The 16,182-nt window shown below is 69.4% G+C and carries 12 protein-coding genes and 3 pseudogenes; 8 read left to right on the top strand and 7 right to left on the bottom strand.

Going from position 1 to position 16,182, the window contains the following annotated elements:
• Positions 1–36: 36 nt before the first annotated feature.
• Entirely contained in the window at positions 37–2,442 is a 2,406-nt protein-coding gene (locus BKE41_RS02375; protein ID WP_070998451.1) for an EAL domain-containing protein, read from the bottom strand.
• Positions 2,443–3,013: 571 nt separating this feature from the next.
• Between BKE41_RS02375 and BKE41_RS02380 the strand changes: the two genes are divergently transcribed.
• Positions 3,014–4,093 (top strand): PAS domain-containing protein, encoded by a 1,080-nt coding sequence (locus BKE41_RS02380; protein WP_058606527.1) that lies wholly within the window; start codon positions 3,014–3,016, stop codon positions 4,091–4,093.
• A gap of 87 nt (positions 4,094–4,180) precedes the next feature.
• On the opposite strand, the pseudogene BKE41_RS29960 reads toward BKE41_RS02380, so the two are convergent.
• The 5 genes and pseudogenes from BKE41_RS29960 to BKE41_RS32565 form a co-directional block, all read right to left on the bottom strand.
• Positions 4,181–4,483 (bottom strand): annotated as a pseudogene (locus BKE41_RS29960) (IS3 family transposase); the annotation flags it as partial.
• Between the two features lie 95 nt (positions 4,484–4,578).
• Positions 4,579–4,977 (bottom strand): efflux RND transporter permease subunit, encoded by a 399-nt coding sequence (locus BKE41_RS31915; protein ID WP_245295887.1) that lies wholly within the window; start codon positions 4,975–4,977, stop codon positions 4,579–4,581.
• Positions 4,917–7,715 (bottom strand): annotated as a pseudogene (locus BKE41_RS02385) (CusA/CzcA family heavy metal efflux RND transporter). Before BKE41_RS02385 ends, BKE41_RS31915 begins: the two are co-directional and overlap by 61 nt.
• A gap of 9 nt (positions 7,716–7,724) precedes the next feature.
• Positions 7,725–8,138, bottom strand: a complete 414-nt coding sequence (locus tag BKE41_RS32560) for a hypothetical protein (protein ID WP_312892934.1) — start codon at positions 8,136–8,138, stop codon at positions 7,725–7,727.
• Between the two features lie 25 nt (positions 8,139–8,163).
• A pseudogene (locus BKE41_RS32565) lies at positions 8,164–8,727 on the bottom strand (efflux RND transporter periplasmic adaptor subunit); the annotation flags it as partial.
• Between BKE41_RS32565 and BKE41_RS32570 the strand changes: the two are divergent.
• The 5 genes from BKE41_RS32570 (at position 8,647) to BKE41_RS02410 (ending at position 12,659) form a co-directional block, all read left to right on the top strand.
• Positions 8,647–8,919: an ATP-binding protein gene (locus BKE41_RS32570; RefSeq protein ID WP_024831162.1), complete on the top strand. Its 273-nt coding sequence runs from the start codon at positions 8,647–8,649 to the stop codon at positions 8,917–8,919. The pseudogene BKE41_RS32565 and the gene BKE41_RS32570 sit on opposite strands and share 81 nt — an antisense overlap.
• A gap of 64 nt (positions 8,920–8,983) precedes the next feature.
• Positions 8,984–10,909 carry a heavy metal translocating P-type ATPase gene (locus tag BKE41_RS02395; protein WP_070998453.1) on the top strand — a complete coding sequence of 642 codons (1,926 nt, stop codon included), beginning with the start codon at positions 8,984–8,986 and terminating at the stop codon, positions 10,907–10,909.
• Between the two features lie 100 nt (positions 10,910–11,009).
• Positions 11,010–11,822, top strand: a complete 813-nt coding sequence (locus BKE41_RS02400) for a universal stress protein (RefSeq protein WP_070998455.1) — start codon at positions 11,010–11,012, stop codon at positions 11,820–11,822.
• Positions 11,822–12,148 (top strand): cytochrome c, encoded by a 327-nt coding sequence (locus tag BKE41_RS02405; protein WP_070998457.1) that lies wholly within the window; start codon positions 11,822–11,824, stop codon positions 12,146–12,148. Before BKE41_RS02400 ends, BKE41_RS02405 begins: the two co-directional genes overlap by 1 nt.
• 79 nt (positions 12,149–12,227) lie before the next feature.
• Positions 12,228–12,659 carry a BLUF domain-containing protein gene (locus BKE41_RS02410; RefSeq protein ID WP_070998459.1) on the top strand — a complete coding sequence of 144 codons (432 nt, stop codon included), beginning with the start codon at positions 12,228–12,230 and terminating at the stop codon, positions 12,657–12,659.
• A gap of 242 nt (positions 12,660–12,901) precedes the next feature.
• Here the strand turns inward: BKE41_RS02410 and BKE41_RS02415 are convergent, their stop codons facing one another.
• Positions 12,902–13,762, bottom strand: a complete 861-nt coding sequence (locus tag BKE41_RS02415) for a universal stress protein (protein ID WP_070998461.1) — start codon at positions 13,760–13,762, stop codon at positions 12,902–12,904.
• A 261-nt stretch (positions 13,763–14,023) separates the two neighbouring features.
• On the opposite strand from BKE41_RS02415, the gene BKE41_RS02420 reads away from it, so the two are divergent.
• Positions 14,024–15,574 carry a PAS domain S-box protein gene (locus BKE41_RS02420; protein WP_071000621.1) on the top strand — a complete coding sequence of 517 codons (1,551 nt, stop codon included), beginning with the start codon at positions 14,024–14,026 and terminating at the stop codon, positions 15,572–15,574.
• Positions 15,564–16,172 (top strand): response regulator FixJ, encoded by a 609-nt coding sequence (gene fixJ / locus BKE41_RS02425; RefSeq protein ID WP_012317411.1) that lies wholly within the window; start codon positions 15,564–15,566, stop codon positions 16,170–16,172. Before BKE41_RS02420 ends, fixJ begins: the two co-directional genes overlap by 11 nt.
• Positions 16,173–16,182: the final 10 nt, after the last annotated feature.

The following is a 16,182-nucleotide window of genomic DNA, read 5'->3' on the forward strand; positions in this document are numbered from 1 at the left end:
TGCCTTTCGGCGGCGACGCGATGCGCCGCCCGTCGCCTACGAGGCGCGGGCCAGCGACAGGACCGAGCGCGCGTCGGCGGTCGGGCTCCCGTCCGGATCGCCGGCGCTCACGCTCGGCGGCGGCGCAGCACCCTCGATGCGCGCGATGAGTGCCGCGACCTCGTGGACCGGGCGCGCCGGGCTGTAGAGGAAGCCCTGCGCGATGTCGCAGCGCTTGTCCCGCAGGACGTCCAGTTGCTGCCGGGTCTCCACGCCCTCCACCGTGACGCTCATCGATAGGGCCCGCGCCATTCGGGCGATGGCCTCGACCACGGCGACCTTCTCGGGGCGGCCCTGCAGATCGCGCACGAAGGAGCGGTCGACCTTCACCTTGTCGAACGGGAATTCGGTCAGGTAGCTCAGGCTCGAGTAGCCCGTGCCGAAATCGTCCAGCGCGATGCGCACGCCCGTCGCGCGCAGGCGCTTCAGGTTTTCCAGAACCTCCGGACCGTGGTCGAGCAGCACCGACTCGGTGATCTCGATCTCGAGCCGATCTGGCGCGAGGCCGGTCTCGCGGAGAACGGCCGCGACCTCGGCGTGGAAGCCCGGCATCCGCACGTGGATGGAGGAGATGTTCACCGCGATCTTCAGGTCGGACCACGTGCGGGCGTCGGTGCAGGCGCGGCGCAGGGCCCAGCGGCCGATCTCGACGATGAAGCCGGTCGTCTCGGCGATGGGGATGATCTCCCCCGGCGAGACCCAGCCGTACCCGGGCTTGTTCCACCGCAGCAGCGCCTCGAAACCGGCTACACGACCGCTCCGCATGTCCACCAGGGGCTGGTAGTGCAGCTCCATCTCGCCCGCCGCGAGGGCCGCGCGCATGTCCAGGTCGAACTGCCGCTGGCGGACGACCCGCTCCTCCAGCGACGGATCGAAGGTCCGCCAGCAGCCCTTGCCGTCCGCCTTGGCGGCGTAGAGGGCGAGGTCGGCGCGCATGAGCAGGCTGGCAGGCTCGACCGCGTCGTCCGGCATGTAGGCGATGCCGACGCTGACACCGACCTCCAGCCGGGCCTCGTCGATCTGGAACGGGCGGCGCAGCTCGGCCACCACGCGGGCGGCGAGGGCCTCGGCCGCGGGCCGACCGAGGTCGCGGACGACCATCGCGAACTCGTCGCCGCCGAGGCGGAACAGGCTGTGCGGTTCACCGATGGCGAGCAGGCGTGCAGTCACCGCGCGCAGCAATCGGTCGCCGACGAGGTGGCCGCGACTGTCGTTGACGGCCTTGAAGCCGTCGAGGTCGAGATAGAACAGCGCACTCGGTCTCTCCGCCATGCGGACCGTGCGGCAGAGCGTCCCCAGCGCGTCCTGGAAGCCGCTGCGGTTCGGCAGTCCGGTCAGGCTGTCGTGACCCGCCAGGAAGGCGATGCGGGCCTGCGCCTCCCGGCTCTCGGTGGTGTCCGAGCCCACGCCGCGGTAGCCCGTGAACGCTCCCTGTGCGTCGAAGACGGGCTTGCCGTTGAGCGTGATCCAGCGCGTGCCGACCGCGGTACGGAGCCGGATGGTGCGATCGCGGAAAGGCGCGCGCGCCGCGATCGCCGCGGCGACGGCCTGGGCATCCGCGCCGTCGCCGTCCGGGTCGGCGAACGCGCGCAGGAGCTCAGACAACGTCCGGTGGCGCAGCCCGGCGACCTCGACGCCGAGCAGGGCGGCGACAGCGGCGCGGGCCTGCCGAAGGCGCCCGACCGTGTCGGTTTCCCAGAGCCAGTCGCTCGTGCCCTCGGCGAAATCCTTGAGGAGGAACCCGATGGTCTCGCTCTGCGCCTGCACCATGACGCGGTCGCAGAGGCGCTGGTAGGAGTGCCGGCACATCCGACGCGCGCTCACGAAGACGAAGGCCGCGTACAGCGACAGCAGCACGGCGACGTACTCGCCGACCGGGCTCTCGCAACCGGCGAGCCCGACGAAGATGCCGGCCACCACCGGCGCCACGGCCAGGAGCGCCAGGGAGAAGATCGGGCCCGCCACGTAGGCGTGCGAGATCAGGGCGGCGCAGACGGCCCCGACCACGATCCGGTAGGCATTGTCGACCGAGGGCAGCAGGATCGCCGGCATGCTGGCCCAGGCGAGACCGCGGCCGAGCGCGAGGCCGTGAAGGACGGCGAAGGCCTCCCGGGCGATCGATCGGTCGCCGAGGCGGCCGCGATAGCGTCGCATCGCGATCATAGCCACCGCGCACAGCGCCGTCACCGCCACCGCGAGACCGGACAGGTAAGCGTGCGAGACGATGCCCCAAAAGATGACGGCCAGCGCGAGCACGACGGCGGCCTGCGTCACCGCCGAGTAACGGCCGAGTTGCAGCGTCTCGGCGAGCATCGTGGCGCGCATCGCCTCACGCAGGCGCGCGTCCTCGTCGGGCAGGTGCGCCGCGTCGTCGACGCCCATCGGCAGGATGATCTCACTCATGGCCGCGCCCGTTCGAGGACGTCGAAGCGTCGGCGGCGATCACCCTGCCGCGGAGGTCGAACTGGATCGACGTCGGTGCACTGTCGAGGGTGCACGACTTCGCCCGGCATTCGGCATTCGGCAGCGACATTCAGGTACCCAGGCAGGAGACGTCTCGCCGCGTCTCCAGTGCGAGGATGACCGCTTCGGACTGCCAGAGTCTCAAGCCGATCGCCGGAATTCCTGTTCAATCGCGCTCGAGGGAATCGAATTTCCTGTCATTCCACCGGAGACATCCGAAGCTTCGAGCGTAGTGAGATTATTTATTCCATTCTTCGGCATATACATCGGGCTCGCCCGATAGATAACCCATCGCATTCTGGTATCCATCGATCGCCAAGAAGGAATCCGCCGCAGGCTTCCTTTCCCAATCAATCTTTGGCCTGCACGACACTGACATTCGCCATCGAATGTCAGTCAATATGGATCAAATGCTGTCTTCTTAACGCTTTCACGGCCACGCTTATGCCATTCCGCATCTCAGCTCTGGAGCACTGGCAATCGGGGTGAGGCGATGCCGACACGTGCATTGATGCGTCCGCAGGCGAAGACCGAGATCGGCGCCGCCCCGCGCGGCTTCTCCTCGCGCCACTACTTGAAGCTAATCGAGGATACGGGAAAAATCGGCTTCTGGTCGGCGGACCTGCGCTCCGAGCGACTGGACGCGTCGCCGGGCCTCTACCGGATTCTGGGCCTCGACCCGACCACGGAGATGACCTTCGGCTTCGGGCTCGACATGATCCACCCGGAGGATCAGGCCGCGCACGGTGACCAGATCGCCGTGCTACGCTCCGGCCAGCCGGTCAGTCGCGAGTTCCGCATCATCCGGCCGGACCGGACCCAGCGCTGGCTCCTGCACCACGCCGAGGTCATGCTCGGCTCGGACGGGCGCCCGAGCCAGGGCATGGGCGTCGTGTTCGACGTCACGGCGCAGCACGAGACCATGAACGCGCTCATGCAGCGGCATGACCGCCTGAACGCGCTGATCGCCGCGACGGCAGCGGTCTTCTGGGTCAACAAGGCGAACGGCGAGCCGAGCGAGATGCCGCAGTGGATGGCCCTGACCGGTCAGTCTCACGCGCAGATGCAGGGTCTGGGCTGGCTCGACGCCGTCCACCCGGACGACCGCTCCCGCACGCTCGCGGCCTGGACCACGGCGGTGGAGCACACGGCGCCCTACAACACGGACTATCGCGTCCTGTGCGCGGACGGGATTTACCGGTGGTTCAATGCGCGCGGCGCGCCGGTGCTGAACAAGGACGGCTCCGTCCGCGAATGGGTCGGAGTCTGCTTAAACGTTCCGGGACGGACCCGCTACGGGGCCCCGCCGCCCGAGGCGGTCCCGCCGCCGGGGACCGCGCAGGGTTCGGTCGCCGACGAGACCCTGATCCCGAGCCAGATCCGTTCGGCCCGCGCAATCACCGGCCTCTCGAAGGATGAGCTTGCCGCGCGGGCCAACGTCTCGGTCTCGACCCTCAACCGGCTGGAGGATCCGACCTCGGCGGTCAGGTCGCGCTGGGACACCCTGCTCGCCGTGCGTCGTGCTCTGGAAGAGGCGGGCGTCGAATTCATCTTCGAGGCAGGCAAGAAGCCCGGCGTGCGCGAGGCGTGACTGCACTTGAGGCCGCTTGACCATCCGGTGCATCTGGCACCTGATCCGCGCCTGACTTCGCGGGCAAGGGGGAGATCGGTTCGCGGCCCTCTCGGCTTGCTCGGGCGTGAGAGAGCCGAGCGCCGAATGGATGCGTTGCCGGTTGTCGTAGCCCTCGATGTAGGCGAACAGATCGCGCCGCGCCTCGTCTCGGGTCGTCCATCGTCGCTGATGGACGAGCTCGATCTTGAGCGTGTGGAAGAAGCTCTCCATCGGGACGTTGTCGTAGCAGCAAGCCGTGCGGCTCATCGCCGGCTTCGCCCCCATGCTGATGCGTTGCTTACGGTAGGCCTGCGCCGCGTACTGGCTGCCGCGATCCGGGTAGCAGATGAGCCCGGCGGCCGGCCGCTGCTCTCCAGCAGGGCGACCGCTTGGCGTTTGAACTCGGGCGTGAACTCGCGTTTCGTCTTCGCCATCCGACACCTTCCCCGCTCAGCACGAGCGTATCAGAGGTATCCGCGAAGCCGAGGGAAGATCAATCTGCCGGTTCGCGCACTGCTGAAGGGTAGGCGCATCGCGGCGACCACCGGATAGACCGCCGGCAGGACCACGAGGGTCAGCAACGTCGCGGAGATCAGCCCGCCGATCACCACGGTCGCGAGGGGGCGCTGCACTTCCGCCCCGGCGCTGGTCGATAGGGCCATCGGCAGGAAGCCGAGCGTTGCGACGAGGGCCGTCATTATCACCGGGCGCAGGCGCCTCTCGGCCGCCCGGGTGGCGGCCTCCCGCGGGTCGAGGCCGGAAGCTTCGAGATCGCGGATGGTGCTCGTCAGCACCACGCCGTTCAGGATCGCGATGCCGAAGGTCGCGATGAAGCCGATCGCCGCCGAGATCGAGAACGGCATGTCGCGTAAAGCAAGCGCCAGGATGCCACCGTCGCGGCTATCGGCACGTTGAGGACGATCAGCCCGGCGCGGCGGATGTCGCCGAACATCACGACGAGGAGGACGAGGATCCCCACCAGCGCCGCCGGCACCACCACCGAGAGACGGGCGGTAGCCTCCTGCAGGTTGTGGTACTGGCCGCTCCATTGCAGCGCGTAGCGGGGCGGCAGCTTCACCTGATCGGACACGGCCTTCTGCGCGGCGTCCACGAAGCTCTGCACGTCGCGGCCGCGGACGTTGACCTGGATCGAGCTCCGCCGCTGCAGCCGCTCGCGGCTGATCTGGGCCGGGCCGGAGGTGACCTCCACCGAGGCCACCATCGCGAGCGGCACCGTCATGGCGGAACCGGTCTCCTTGCCCGGCCGCCCCACCGGCAGGGCGCGGATGCGCTCGATGTCGCTGTTGTCGGCCGGGTCGAGCCGGACCACAAAGTCGGTGATGGTATCGTCGTCGCCGTAGGCCATGCCGGCGGTGCGCCCGCCGATGCTCTCGACCACGTCGAGCACGTCCGACACGTTGATGCCGTAGCGGGCGGCCTTGGCCCGGTCGACCCGGATCGAGAGCGCCGGCATCCCGGCCTGCGCCTCGGCCTTCACGTCCGCCGCGCCCTGAATGCCTGAGACCACCCGCACGACGGAATCGGCCGTGTCCTTCAGGACCTTCAGGTCGTCGCCGTAGAGGCTGATCACGACGTCGCCGCGCACGCCCTCCAAGAGGTCGTCCATCCGCATCTGGATCGGCTGCGAGAAGCTATAGGCGACGCCCGGCACCTTCTACCGGAGGCGCTTGTGGAACGCCGCGACGAGCCCTTCCTGGCTGTGGGCGGTCCTCCAGGTCGAGGGGTCGGTCAAGGTGATGAAGCTGTCAGTCGATTCGACGCCCATCGGGTCGGTCGGGATCTCGGCGCTGCCGGTGAGGGAGACGATCCGCTTCACCTCGGAGAAGGATTTCAGCACCCGCTCGATGCGGGTGACGGTGGCGAGCGAGGCGTTCAGCGCGATGCTGGGCAGCTTCTCGGAGGTGATAACGATCGAGCCCTCCGACAACTTCGGCAGGAACTCGCCCCCGAGACGCGTGGCCATCGCGCAGGAGCCGGCGAACAGGGCGACCGTCGTGAGCACGCTGACGAACGCGTGCCGCTCGGCCCAGCACAGCACCGGCGTGTAGACACGCCGCACCGCGTGGACGAGGCGCGTCTCGCGCTCATTGACAGTCCGCCGCGCGAGAAAGAGCGCCGCGAGCGCCGGCATGAGGCTCAGGGTGACGATGAGCGACGCGCCGAGCGCCAGGATCACCGTGAGCGCCGTCGGGGCGAACATCTTGCCGGCGACGCCTTCGAGGGCGAGGATCGGGACGTACACCATCATGATGATCGCCACCGCGAAGATCACCGGGCGGACCACCTCGGCGGCGGCGGCGCGGATAAGATCATGGGCCGGGCGATCCGGGTGCTCGCCCCGGGCGCGGAGCACGTTCTCGATCATCACCACGGCGCCGTCGACGATCAGACCGAAATCGATCGCCCCGAGGCTCATCAGGTTGCCCGACAGGCCGAGCAGCCGCATCCCGGCAGACGCCATCAGCATCGAGAGCGGGATCGCGGCGGCGACGATCATTCCTGCGCGCAGGTGGCCGAGCAGCAGGAGCAGCACCACGATCACCAGCGCCGCCCCCTCGAGGAGGTTGTGCTCCACCGTGCGGATGGTGCGGTCCACCAGCGTGCTGCGATCGTAGAACGGGACGATCTCGACCCCAGGCGGCAGTTGCTGGCGCAGGGCGGCGATCGTCTTCTTCACCTCCGCGACTACGGCGCTGGCATTCTCGCCGTCGCGCATCATCGCGATGCCAATGACGGTCTCGCCTTCCGCGTCGTGGGTGACGGCGCCGAGCCGGACCTTGGGGGCCTCCTGCACCGTGCCCAGCGTGCCGCGCGTCACCGGCACACCACCGGGGCCCGTCGCGACGACGATGTTCGCGATGTTTTCCGGGCTCTTGGCGAGGCCCAGGCAGCGGATCGTCTCCTGCTGGTCGTTGTGCTCGATGTAGGCGCCGCCCCGGGCTGCGTTGTTCTCGGCGAGCGCCGTGTAGACCTGGGCCAGCGTCACGCCGTAGCGGCGCAGCGCGTCCGCCGAGACGCGGACCTCCTCGGTCGGCATCTGGCCGCCGTAGATGTTCACGTCGGCGATGCCGGAGGTGAGCTTCAGCTTCGGCGCGATGGTCCATTGCAGGATGCGCTTGAGCTGCATCGGCGTGTAGGCGGGCCCCCGCAGCTCGAACTGGTAGATCTCGTCGAGGCCGGTCGCCATCGGACCCATCTGCGAATCGCCGACTCCGGCGGGCATCAGGCTCTTGGCCTGGGGCAGGCGCTGGAACACCTCCGTCCGCGCCGCTGTGACCGACACGGATTCGTCGAAGGTGACGTAGACCGCCGAGACGCTGGCCCGGGACGTCGAGCGGACGTTGGAGAGCCCCAGCGCGCCGGCCATCGCGTTCTCGACAGGAAAGGTGACGAGTCGCTCGACTTCCAGGGGACCGAGCCCCGGCGAGAGGGTGAGGATCATCACCCGCTTCGGCGAGATGTCCGGCACCGCGTCGATCGAGAGTCCTTCGAGGTTGGCGATCCCGCCCGACGCCGCGGCGAGCGCGATCATCAGCACGAGGAAGCGGCGGCGGACCGAGAGGGCGATCCAGCTCTTCATCGCCGCCGCTCAATCCGTCGAGCCGATAAGGCTGCGCAGCAGGATGGCCTTCAGGCCGAAGCTGCCCGCGGTCGCAACACTCTCACCCGCCGCCACGCCTCGGCGCACCTCCACCCAGTCGGTGCGCTGGATGCCCAGCGTCAGGGCCCGCCGCTCGAACCTGTCCGGGGCCGTGCGCACGAAGGCGATGGGGCCGGTGTCCGTCTGCTGCACGGCCGCCGCCGGGATGGTCACGCCGTCGCGACCGACATAAGCCGCGACCGTCACCGAGACGAAAAGGTTGGCGCGCAGGAGATCCTGCGGGTTGTCGAGCTCGATTTGCGCCGGAGCCGTGTTCGTCGCCGGATCGAGGGCGGCGTTGACCGAACGGATATGGCCCTCGAAGGGCGGATGGCCGGGCCGGGCTCTCCACCGAGACCGCATCCCCGGCCTTCACCCGGGAGATATCGGCCCCGTAGAGGTTCGCCAGCACGACGACACGGGTGGGATCGGCCATCGTAAAGGCGTCGCGCCCGGTATCGACCACCTCGCCCAGGGTGATGCCGACGCTCGTCACTACGCCGGCAATCGGCGTGACCACGGCGCTGGTGCCCGGCGCGGCGCCCTCGGCCGGGGCGAGGCGTTGGTACTGCGACCGGTACATCTCCGCGTTCGCCTGCGCAGACTTGACCGCCGCCTGTGCTTTGGCGAGATCGACCTGCCGCCGCTCGACCTCGGCTTGCGCCACGCCACCGAATATCAGCTGCTCCAGCCCACGCTTCACCTGTAGCGCTGCCACCGCCTCGGAGGCCCGCGCCTCGCCGAGGGCGGCTTCAGCCGCCTGGAGCCCGTTGCGGGCGTCGAGGAGGAAGGCGGCATCGAGGGTCGCGAGCGTCTGCCCCGCCGTCACCCGGTCCCGGGCCGGACGGCGAGGCTCAGCACACGTCCCTGCGTGCGCGGCTTCTTCGAGCCCGAGGCCGAAGAGAGCGGCGTCCGGCTCGTCCTCTCGGCTGTGGGACCTTTCACCGTCCACGGCGACCGGGACCTCTGCTTCAAGGCCCTTTCGAATCTCATCGACAATGCCGTGAAGTTCACGCCCCCGGGAGGGACTGTCCAGGTTGCGGTCGCCTGGACCGGCCAAGCGATCGAGGTGGCCGTGGAGGATACCGGCCCAGGCCTGCCGGCGAGCGAGCACGATATCTGCGGTCCCGCCGCGACGCGTTGATCCAGCGCAAGGCCTGCAAAGCCGGACCGAGCTCATCTCGTAGGCTCGAACGGGAGGGGCAGACATGAAGTCGTCAGCCCTAAGCTCGCCCGAGACGGATCGACCGGTGGCCGCCGGATGGACGCCGGGCGTGCACGGGTGGCTTGCAGCCCTGCCGCTTGCCGGCCTCTGTGTCGGCTTGGCTGTGCAGGTCTTCGGTCGGGCAGATATCGCGGCGGCGGCCTGGACCCTCGCGACCCTGGCGGTCCTCGGAGCCCTCGTATTCCAGATTGTTACGAGCCTGGCGAAGGGCGACGTTGGGCTCGACCTCGTCGCCCTGCTCTCGATGGGCGGCGCGCTCGCGCTGTCGCAGCCGCTGGCCGGCGCCGTCATCGCCCTGATGTACGCCGGCGGCCAGTCGTTGGAGGCGTACGCGTCCGGCCGTGCCGGCAGGGCCATGACCGCGCTGATCGCGCGCCAGCCCCGGACCGCCCTGCGCGAGGACGGCGGGGTGCTGACGGAGGTGCCCCTTGCGGCGTTGGTCCCGGGAGACCGCATCCTCGTGCGCGTCGGCGACGTCGTGCCGGTGGACGGCCGGGTCGCCGCAGGCCGCGCCGTGCTCGACCGTTCGAGCCTGACCGGCGAGGCGCTGCCCGTCACCGCCCTCGCGAACGAGCCCGTGCTGAGCGGGACGGTGAACGCGGGCACGCCGTTCACGCTGGTCGCAGATCGGCCCGCGGCCGAGAGCACGTATGCCGGGATCATCCGTCTCGTGGATGCGGCGCAGGCCCGAAAGGCGCCGATGGCCCGCTTGGCGGACCGGTACGGTCTCGCCTTCCTCATGCTCACACTGCTGCTGGCCGGAGGCGCTTGGCTCGCCACCGACGACCCCGCTCGGGCGCTGGCCGTGCTGGTCGTCGCCACCCCGTGCCCGCTGATCCTGGCGGTGCCCGTTGCGCTCGTCTCCGGCCTCTCCCGCGCCGCCGGCATCGGCGTCCTTATCAAGGGCGGTGGTGCCCTTGAGATGCTGGCCAAGGTCCGCGTCCTGGTCGTCGACAAAACCGGCACCTTGACCCACGGCACCGCCCGGATGGTGGCCCTGCGGACCCTCGGCGCCGTTGACGAGGACGAGGTGCTCGGGCTCGCGGCGTCCCTCGAACAAGCCTCGGGCCACCCGGTAGGGCAGGCTCTGGTGGAAGAGGCGCGCCAACGCGGCCTGACGCTCTCGCAACCCGAAGCCGTCGAGGAGACGCCTGGGGAAGGCGTGACCGGTCTCGTGGAGGGGCGGCACCTCGTCGTCGGGGGGCTGCACCTGATGCGAATCCACGGGATCGACTTCCGAATACCGGACGAGGCGCGAGGCCTGGCGGCAGCCGCGGCGACGGTGCTGGTCGCCATTGACGGCGCGCCGGCCGCCATCCTGGAGTTCGCCGACCCGCTCCGTGCGGACGGCGGCAGCGCGCTTCTGGAACTGCGCGCGTGCGGCATCGAGCGGGTGTTACTCGCGACTGGAGACCGGCGCATCGTCGCCGAGGCGCTCGTCGCTGGTCTGCCTGTAGACGCCGTCGCCGCCGACCTCGACCCGACGGCGAAGACGGACACCGTGGCCGCCGAGCGCCGCAACGGTCCGGTGATGATGGTCGGCGACGGTGTCAACGACGCGCCCGCCCTGGCGGCCGCAGATCTCGGCGTGGCACTCGGCGCGAGGGGTGCGGCGGCCGCGGCCGAAGCCGCGGACGTCGTTCTACTGGTCGACAGCTTGGCGCCCCTGCCCCAAGCCATCCGCATTGCCAAGCGGGCCCGCGCCATCGCGCTTCAAAGCGTATGGATCGGCCTTGGCCTGTCGCTCGCCGGCATGACCGCGGCGGCACTAGGACACCTCACGCCCCTCCAGGGCGCGTTGCTCCAAGAGCTCATCGATGTAGCGGTTATCCTCAACGCCATGCGGGCGCTCGGCGGTCCCCGAGACGCTCGCAAGCCGATGGCGCGGGAGGCTGCGCGGCATCCATGAGGCCGGTCGACGGAACACGGGGCTTGCGATGGATCAAGGTGGCCCGTTCCAACCAAGAACAGGCTTTCCTCGTCGGCATCGATGCACAACGGAGGCCGCCATGGACTACGCGAACATCCTCGTGTCCGCCGACCTCGGCGAGGCCGCACCGGATCGGATACGGCTTGCCGCCGACTTGGCCCGACGCTTCGGGGCGACCCTGACAGGTGTGGCCGCCCACACCGTTCCAGCGCCCATCCTGGTGCGGGACATCTACGATGCCATCGACCAGGAAGGCCGCAACAAGGCGCAGATACAAGCCATCCTGGAACAGGCTCATGCGTCGTTCGAACGCTTCGCCGGGAATGGCATTCCCACCGACTGGCGCTGGTGCTTCGCCGACGCCACCGCACATCTCATCGAGCAGGCGCGCGCCGCGGACCTCGTGATCGTGAGCCGGAAGGGTCTCGGAGACCAGGATCCAGGGCCTCTCGGCGTGCCGCCCGGGCCCGTGCTCATGGAGGCAGGCAGGCCGGTCCTGGTCGTGCCGCCGAGGACCGCGCACCTGAAGGCGGCGCGCATCTTGGTCGCCTGGAAGGATAGCCCCGAAGCACGACGGGCGGTGTCGGCCGCGCTGCCACTCATCCGGGAGGCGGACCAGGTCCTCGTCGCGACGGTCGGCACGGACGCACGCCTTAAGGGCGTGGAAGACGTCGCCTACCACCTCGCGCGGCACGGTGCCCACGTCACACCGCACCGCCTGCACACAAAGGACGACGACGGCTCGGAGATCCTGCGCTTCGCCCTGATGCAGGACGCCGACCTGATCGTCCTCGGCGCCTACGGCCATTCTCGGTTGCGGGAGTGGATATTCGGCGGCGTGACGCGAGACCTCTTGGACCGCTCCCCTTTCTGCAGCCTGATGTGCCATTGATGCCCAGCAGGCGTTTCTTGATCGGCGCGAGCATCGCGCTCCGACTGCTCGCCGGGCCTGCGGCGGCGGAAGAGGCTTCCGCCGCGCGCGGCCGCGCCCTGGCGGGCATCGTCTGCGCGCGCTGTCACGCCGTCCGCATGACGGGCGCGAGCCCTATGCGTGAGGCGCCGCCGTTCCGCTCGCTCGCCGAGCGCTTTCCCATAGGCGACCTTGCCGACGTCCTAGATGAAGGCGTCGAACGCCGGCATCCGGCCATGCCGGACTTCCGGCTCGATCCGAGCGATGCGGCCGACCTGACGGCCTATATGCGGACGCTGAGGCGGTGAGACGGACGTCAAAGCGCCGGCAGCCGGACACCAAGGGCGAGGGTTCGACGGGACGCCGAGCCCCGAAGGGACGAGCACCATGGAAGGGTCGCTTCTCTACGTCAGCCGGCGGATGTCCTCCGACGTTGAGGTCCGGAACATCGTCGAGACGTCGCTGGCCAGAAACGCACAACTCGGCATCACCGGAGCACTCGTCGCGTCGCGCGAGCGTTTCGCACAGATACTCGAAGGCCCCCGCGCCGCGGTGGACGCGCTGATGGACAGCATCCAGCGCGATCGGCGCCATGCAGGCGTGGAGGTGCTAGTCTACGATGACATCGACAGGCGGCGCTTCGCGGACTGGACCCTGGCCTATTCCGGCGCCTCCGTTTTCGTCGATGGGCTGATCGGAACTCTGACCGAGCGCGCCACGCCCCTGCCGCATCGAGGCGACGTGCACCGCTTGATCCAGGCCATTGGGGAACTCGCGCGTGCACGAATTTGGCGGCCCGGCAAGCTCGGGCCGCCGTAGGCCGTGCGCGGCCCCTTCACTCAACGAAGCTCCAGCCAGCCCCAAGCGCGGCGCGCTCTTCCTCGTTCAGCGGGCCGGCCCATTCTATCCTGTTCGGTGCACGGACCTGGGGTGGCGCTTCGTCGGCCTTCGACTGCGTCGCAGCCGGCTCGGAGAGGCGCCCGCGTTTACGCGACCGAAAAACCCGGCCTTTCGCGACGTTCCGTTGAGGATCTCGCTCCGTCATCGTCGTCCTCCAGGCTTCAGCGAGACAGGAACAGGGCTGCCGGGCTACCCCTGAGGAAAGAGCGCGTGACGCCACCGAAGAAGTATTCGCGGGTTGGGGAGTGCCGGTAGGCACCCATGACGATCATGTCGGCCCGGAACAAGCCGGCCTGGACGCGCAACGTATCGGCGACGCTATCCCGCTCCGGAAGATCATTGACGCTGACATTCACCCCATGCCGGGCGAGGTGGGGCGCGAACTCGGCGCCCGGCACCGCTTCGTGGATTTCCGCTTCGGTGCCGACCGAGACGATCTCGACCGCCTCGGCTGAACGCAGGAACGGTAAGGCGTCGTTGGCGGCCCGAGCGGCCTGGGCGCTGCCGTCCCAGGCGACGATGATCCGCCGCGCGACGAAGGCGTCGCGTCCAGGCGGGACGGCGATGACCGGCCGACCGCTGTGGAAAAGCGCCTTCTCGACCATCTCGCGGTCGAGGTCGTACGTCCGCGGACCGATGTCCAGGACCGTCAGGTCGTACAGGCGCGCGCGCGTGGCGAGACGGCTCACGATCTCCGGATAGGGCAGGCTCGGCGCCTCGGTCGTGCAGACCACGCCGGCCTGCGCGGCGTCCCCGGCCGAGCGCTCGGCGATGGAGCGGGCCAGTTCGTCGAGCCGTCGGTCCACGACCGACACGCCTTCGTAGTCAAACTCGCCGAGCCAGGCGTCATCGCCCGACAGGCGCCACGAGGCCGACTGAACGGTGAGGTGAGCGCCGGCGGCTTTGGCCAAGGTCAGGCCGTATCCGATGGCCGACGAGGCTTCCTCACGCTCGCCCTCCACGGCGGTTCCGACGAGGATGTCTCGGATGCCCGCGAGGGGCGAAGGGCTAGGTCTGGACATGGATGTTCTCCGGGTTCCGCCGTCCGATGGTTCCTCTAGTCGCGACCGCGCCGCGTTGATCCACCTCAAGCGTCTCGGGTGACGCGGTATCATTGCCGGTTCGGCCCAAAGAACTACTCGACCCCGGCGGCGAATACGCACCGGCGGCTGTTCCCCGCCCCGGAATCGCAGTAATGACCAGGCACGCGATGCAGCCGCCCCGCGGTCGGACACAGACGAGTTCCACGACGGCCGCACGAAGGACTTTCACGGGTGCGCTCGATGACGGACACCGTCGACAGGCCCAGCGCCGACTTTGAGCGCGACGTCACGCGGGCGAGCGACGAGCTTCGGCGGACTCTCGACGATGTCGGCATCTGCGTCTGGTCGCTGGACATCGAGACCGGGCGGGCCACCGCCTCGCCGACCTGCGCACACCTGTTCGGGGTGCCGCCCGAGCGGCTCACCACCTTCGCCGACACACAGGCGCTCGTCCATCCGGACGACCGGCAGGCCCGCGCTGACGCCATCCAGCGGGCGTTGCGTGAGGGCGGAAGCTACGAGGCCGACTACCGCGTCGTTCGTCCCGATGGGTCCGTCTGCTGGCTGCGTTCGCGCGGGCGGGTGAGCTTCGACGACGCCGGCCGGCCGGCACGGCATCGCGGGGTGGTCCTGAGCATCGACGAGCAGAAGCGGGCCGAGGAGGACATCCGGGCCCGCGAGGCGCATCTGCGCTCGATCCTCGACACCGTGCCCGAGGCGATGGTCGTCATCGACGAGAAGGGCCTGATCCACTCGTTCAGCGCCGCGGCCGAGCGCCTGTTCGGCTACGCGGCCGGCGAGGCGGTCGGGCGGAACGTCCGCATCCTGATGCCGGAGCCGATGCAGGGCGAGCACGACGGCTACCTCGACCGCTATCGCCGCACCCGGGAACGCCACATCATCGGCACCAACCGGGTCGTGACCGGCCGGAGGCGGGACGGCTCCACCTTCCCGATGGAGCTCGCCATCGGCGAGATGCGCTCGGGCGAGCAGGTGTACTTCACCGGTTTCATCAACGACCTCACGGAGCACCAGCGCACCCAGGCCCGCCTCCAGGAACTTCAGTCCGAGCTCGCCCACGTCTCGCGGCTCAGCGCGATGGGCGAGATGGCCTCCGCGCTCGCGCACGAACTGAACCAACCGCTCGGCGCCATCGCCAACTACACCAAGGGCTGCCGCCGCCTGCTGGCTCGGGCCGATCCCGAGGCCATCGCTCGGACGATGGAAGTCCTCGACAAGACCGCCGAGCAAGCGCTGCGGGCCGGCCAGATCATCCGGCGCCTGCGCGAGTTCGTAGCCCGCGGCGAGGCGGAGAAGCGGGTCGAGCCGGTCGCGCGGCTGATCGAGGAGGCCAGCGCGCTGGCGCTGGTCGGCGCGCGCGAGCAGGGCATCGCCGCGCGCGTCGCCGTTGACCCGCGGGCCGGCTGCGTCCTCGCCGACCGGGTGCAGGTGCAGCAGGTCTTGGTGAACCTCCTGCGCAACGCCCGCGAGGCCATGCACCAGGGCGACAGGCGCGAACTGACCGTGGAGGCGAGGTCCGTCGACGGGGAGACGGTCGAGATCACTGTATCGGATACCGGGCCTGGCATCGCCGCGGAGGTCGCGGACAGGCTGTTCCAGCCGTTCGTCACCACGAAGCGAAGTGGCATGGGCGTCGGTCTCTCGATCTGCCGCACCATCGTCGAGGCGCATGGCGGCCGCCTCGACGTCGAACGCAACGAAACCGGCGGGGCGACTTTCCGGCTGACGCTCCAGGCCGCTCACGTGGGAGACCCGCCCGATGGCGACTGACCTCGTGCACGTCGTGGACGACGATCCGGCCATGCGGGACTCCGTCGGCTTCCTGCTCGGGACCGAGGGCTTCGATGTCCGGCTCTACGAGGCCGGGGCGGACCTGCTCGACGGGCTGAAGGAGCCGGCCGGGGGATGCGTCCTGACCGACATCCGCATGCCCGGCATCGACGGGCTGGAACTGCTGCGCCGCCTGCGGGCGGCGGGGCACGCCTTGCCGGTGGTGATGATGACGGGACACGGGGACGTGCCGCTCGCTGTCGAGGCGATGAAGCTCGGCGCCTGCGACTTCATCGAAAAGCCGTTCGACGACGAGGCGCTCATCCAAGCGCTCAGGTCGGCCTTGGAGCGCGGCGGGGCCGCCGGAGCGGTCGACCCGACGCTGCGGGAGTTCGTGCGACGGTTCGGAACCCTGAGCGAGCGCGAGCGGCAGGTCCTGAACCACCTCGTCGCCGGAGGCACAAGCAAGGAGATCGGTCGGACGCTCGACATCAGCCCGCGCACGGTCGAGATCTACCGGGCCAAGCTCATGGCCAAGACGCGGGCGGAGAGCCTGCAGGAATTGGTGCGCTGGTCGGTGCTGGCCGGGCTAGCCTGACGCGGGCTTG

The organism is Methylobacterium sp. C1, assembly GCF_001854385.1.
Lineage (GTDB): Bacteria > Pseudomonadota > Alphaproteobacteria > Rhizobiales > Beijerinckiaceae > Methylobacterium > Methylobacterium radiotolerans.

Excerpts from the sequence above, each read along its gene's own strand:
- BKE41_RS02405 (WP_070998457.1), top strand. The coding sequence starts at position 11,822 with ATGCCCAGCAGGCGTTTCTTGATCGGCGCGAGCATCGCGCTCCGACTG.
- BKE41_RS02375 (WP_070998451.1), bottom strand. The coding sequence starts at position 2,442 with ATGAGTGAGATCATCCTGCCGATGGGCGTCGACGACGCGGCGCACCTG.
- BKE41_RS02420 (WP_071000621.1), top strand. The coding sequence starts at position 14,024 with ATGACGGACACCGTCGACAGGCCCAGCGCCGACTTTGAGCGCGACGTC.
- BKE41_RS02400 (WP_070998455.1), top strand. The coding sequence starts at position 11,010 with ATGGACTACGCGAACATCCTCGTGTCCGCCGACCTCGGCGAGGCCGCA.
- BKE41_RS32560 (WP_312892934.1), bottom strand. The coding sequence starts at position 8,138 with ATGCGGTCTCGGTGGAGAGCCCGGCCCGGCCATCCGCCCTTCGAGGGC.
- fixJ (WP_012317411.1), top strand. The coding sequence starts at position 15,564 with ATGGCGACTGACCTCGTGCACGTCGTGGACGACGATCCGGCCATGCGG.
- BKE41_RS02415 (WP_070998461.1), bottom strand. The coding sequence starts at position 13,762 with ATGTCCAGACCTAGCCCTTCGCCCCTCGCGGGCATCCGAGACATCCTC.
- BKE41_RS02395 (WP_070998453.1), top strand. The coding sequence starts at position 8,984 with ATGAAGTCGTCAGCCCTAAGCTCGCCCGAGACGGATCGACCGGTGGCC.
- BKE41_RS02410 (WP_070998459.1), top strand. The coding sequence starts at position 12,228 with ATGGAAGGGTCGCTTCTCTACGTCAGCCGGCGGATGTCCTCCGACGTT.
- BKE41_RS02380 (WP_058606527.1), top strand. The coding sequence starts at position 3,014 with ATGCGTCCGCAGGCGAAGACCGAGATCGGCGCCGCCCCGCGCGGCTTC.
- BKE41_RS31915 (WP_245295887.1), bottom strand. The coding sequence starts at position 4,977 with ATGCCGTTCTCGATCTCGGCGGCGATCGGCTTCATCGCGACCTTCGGC.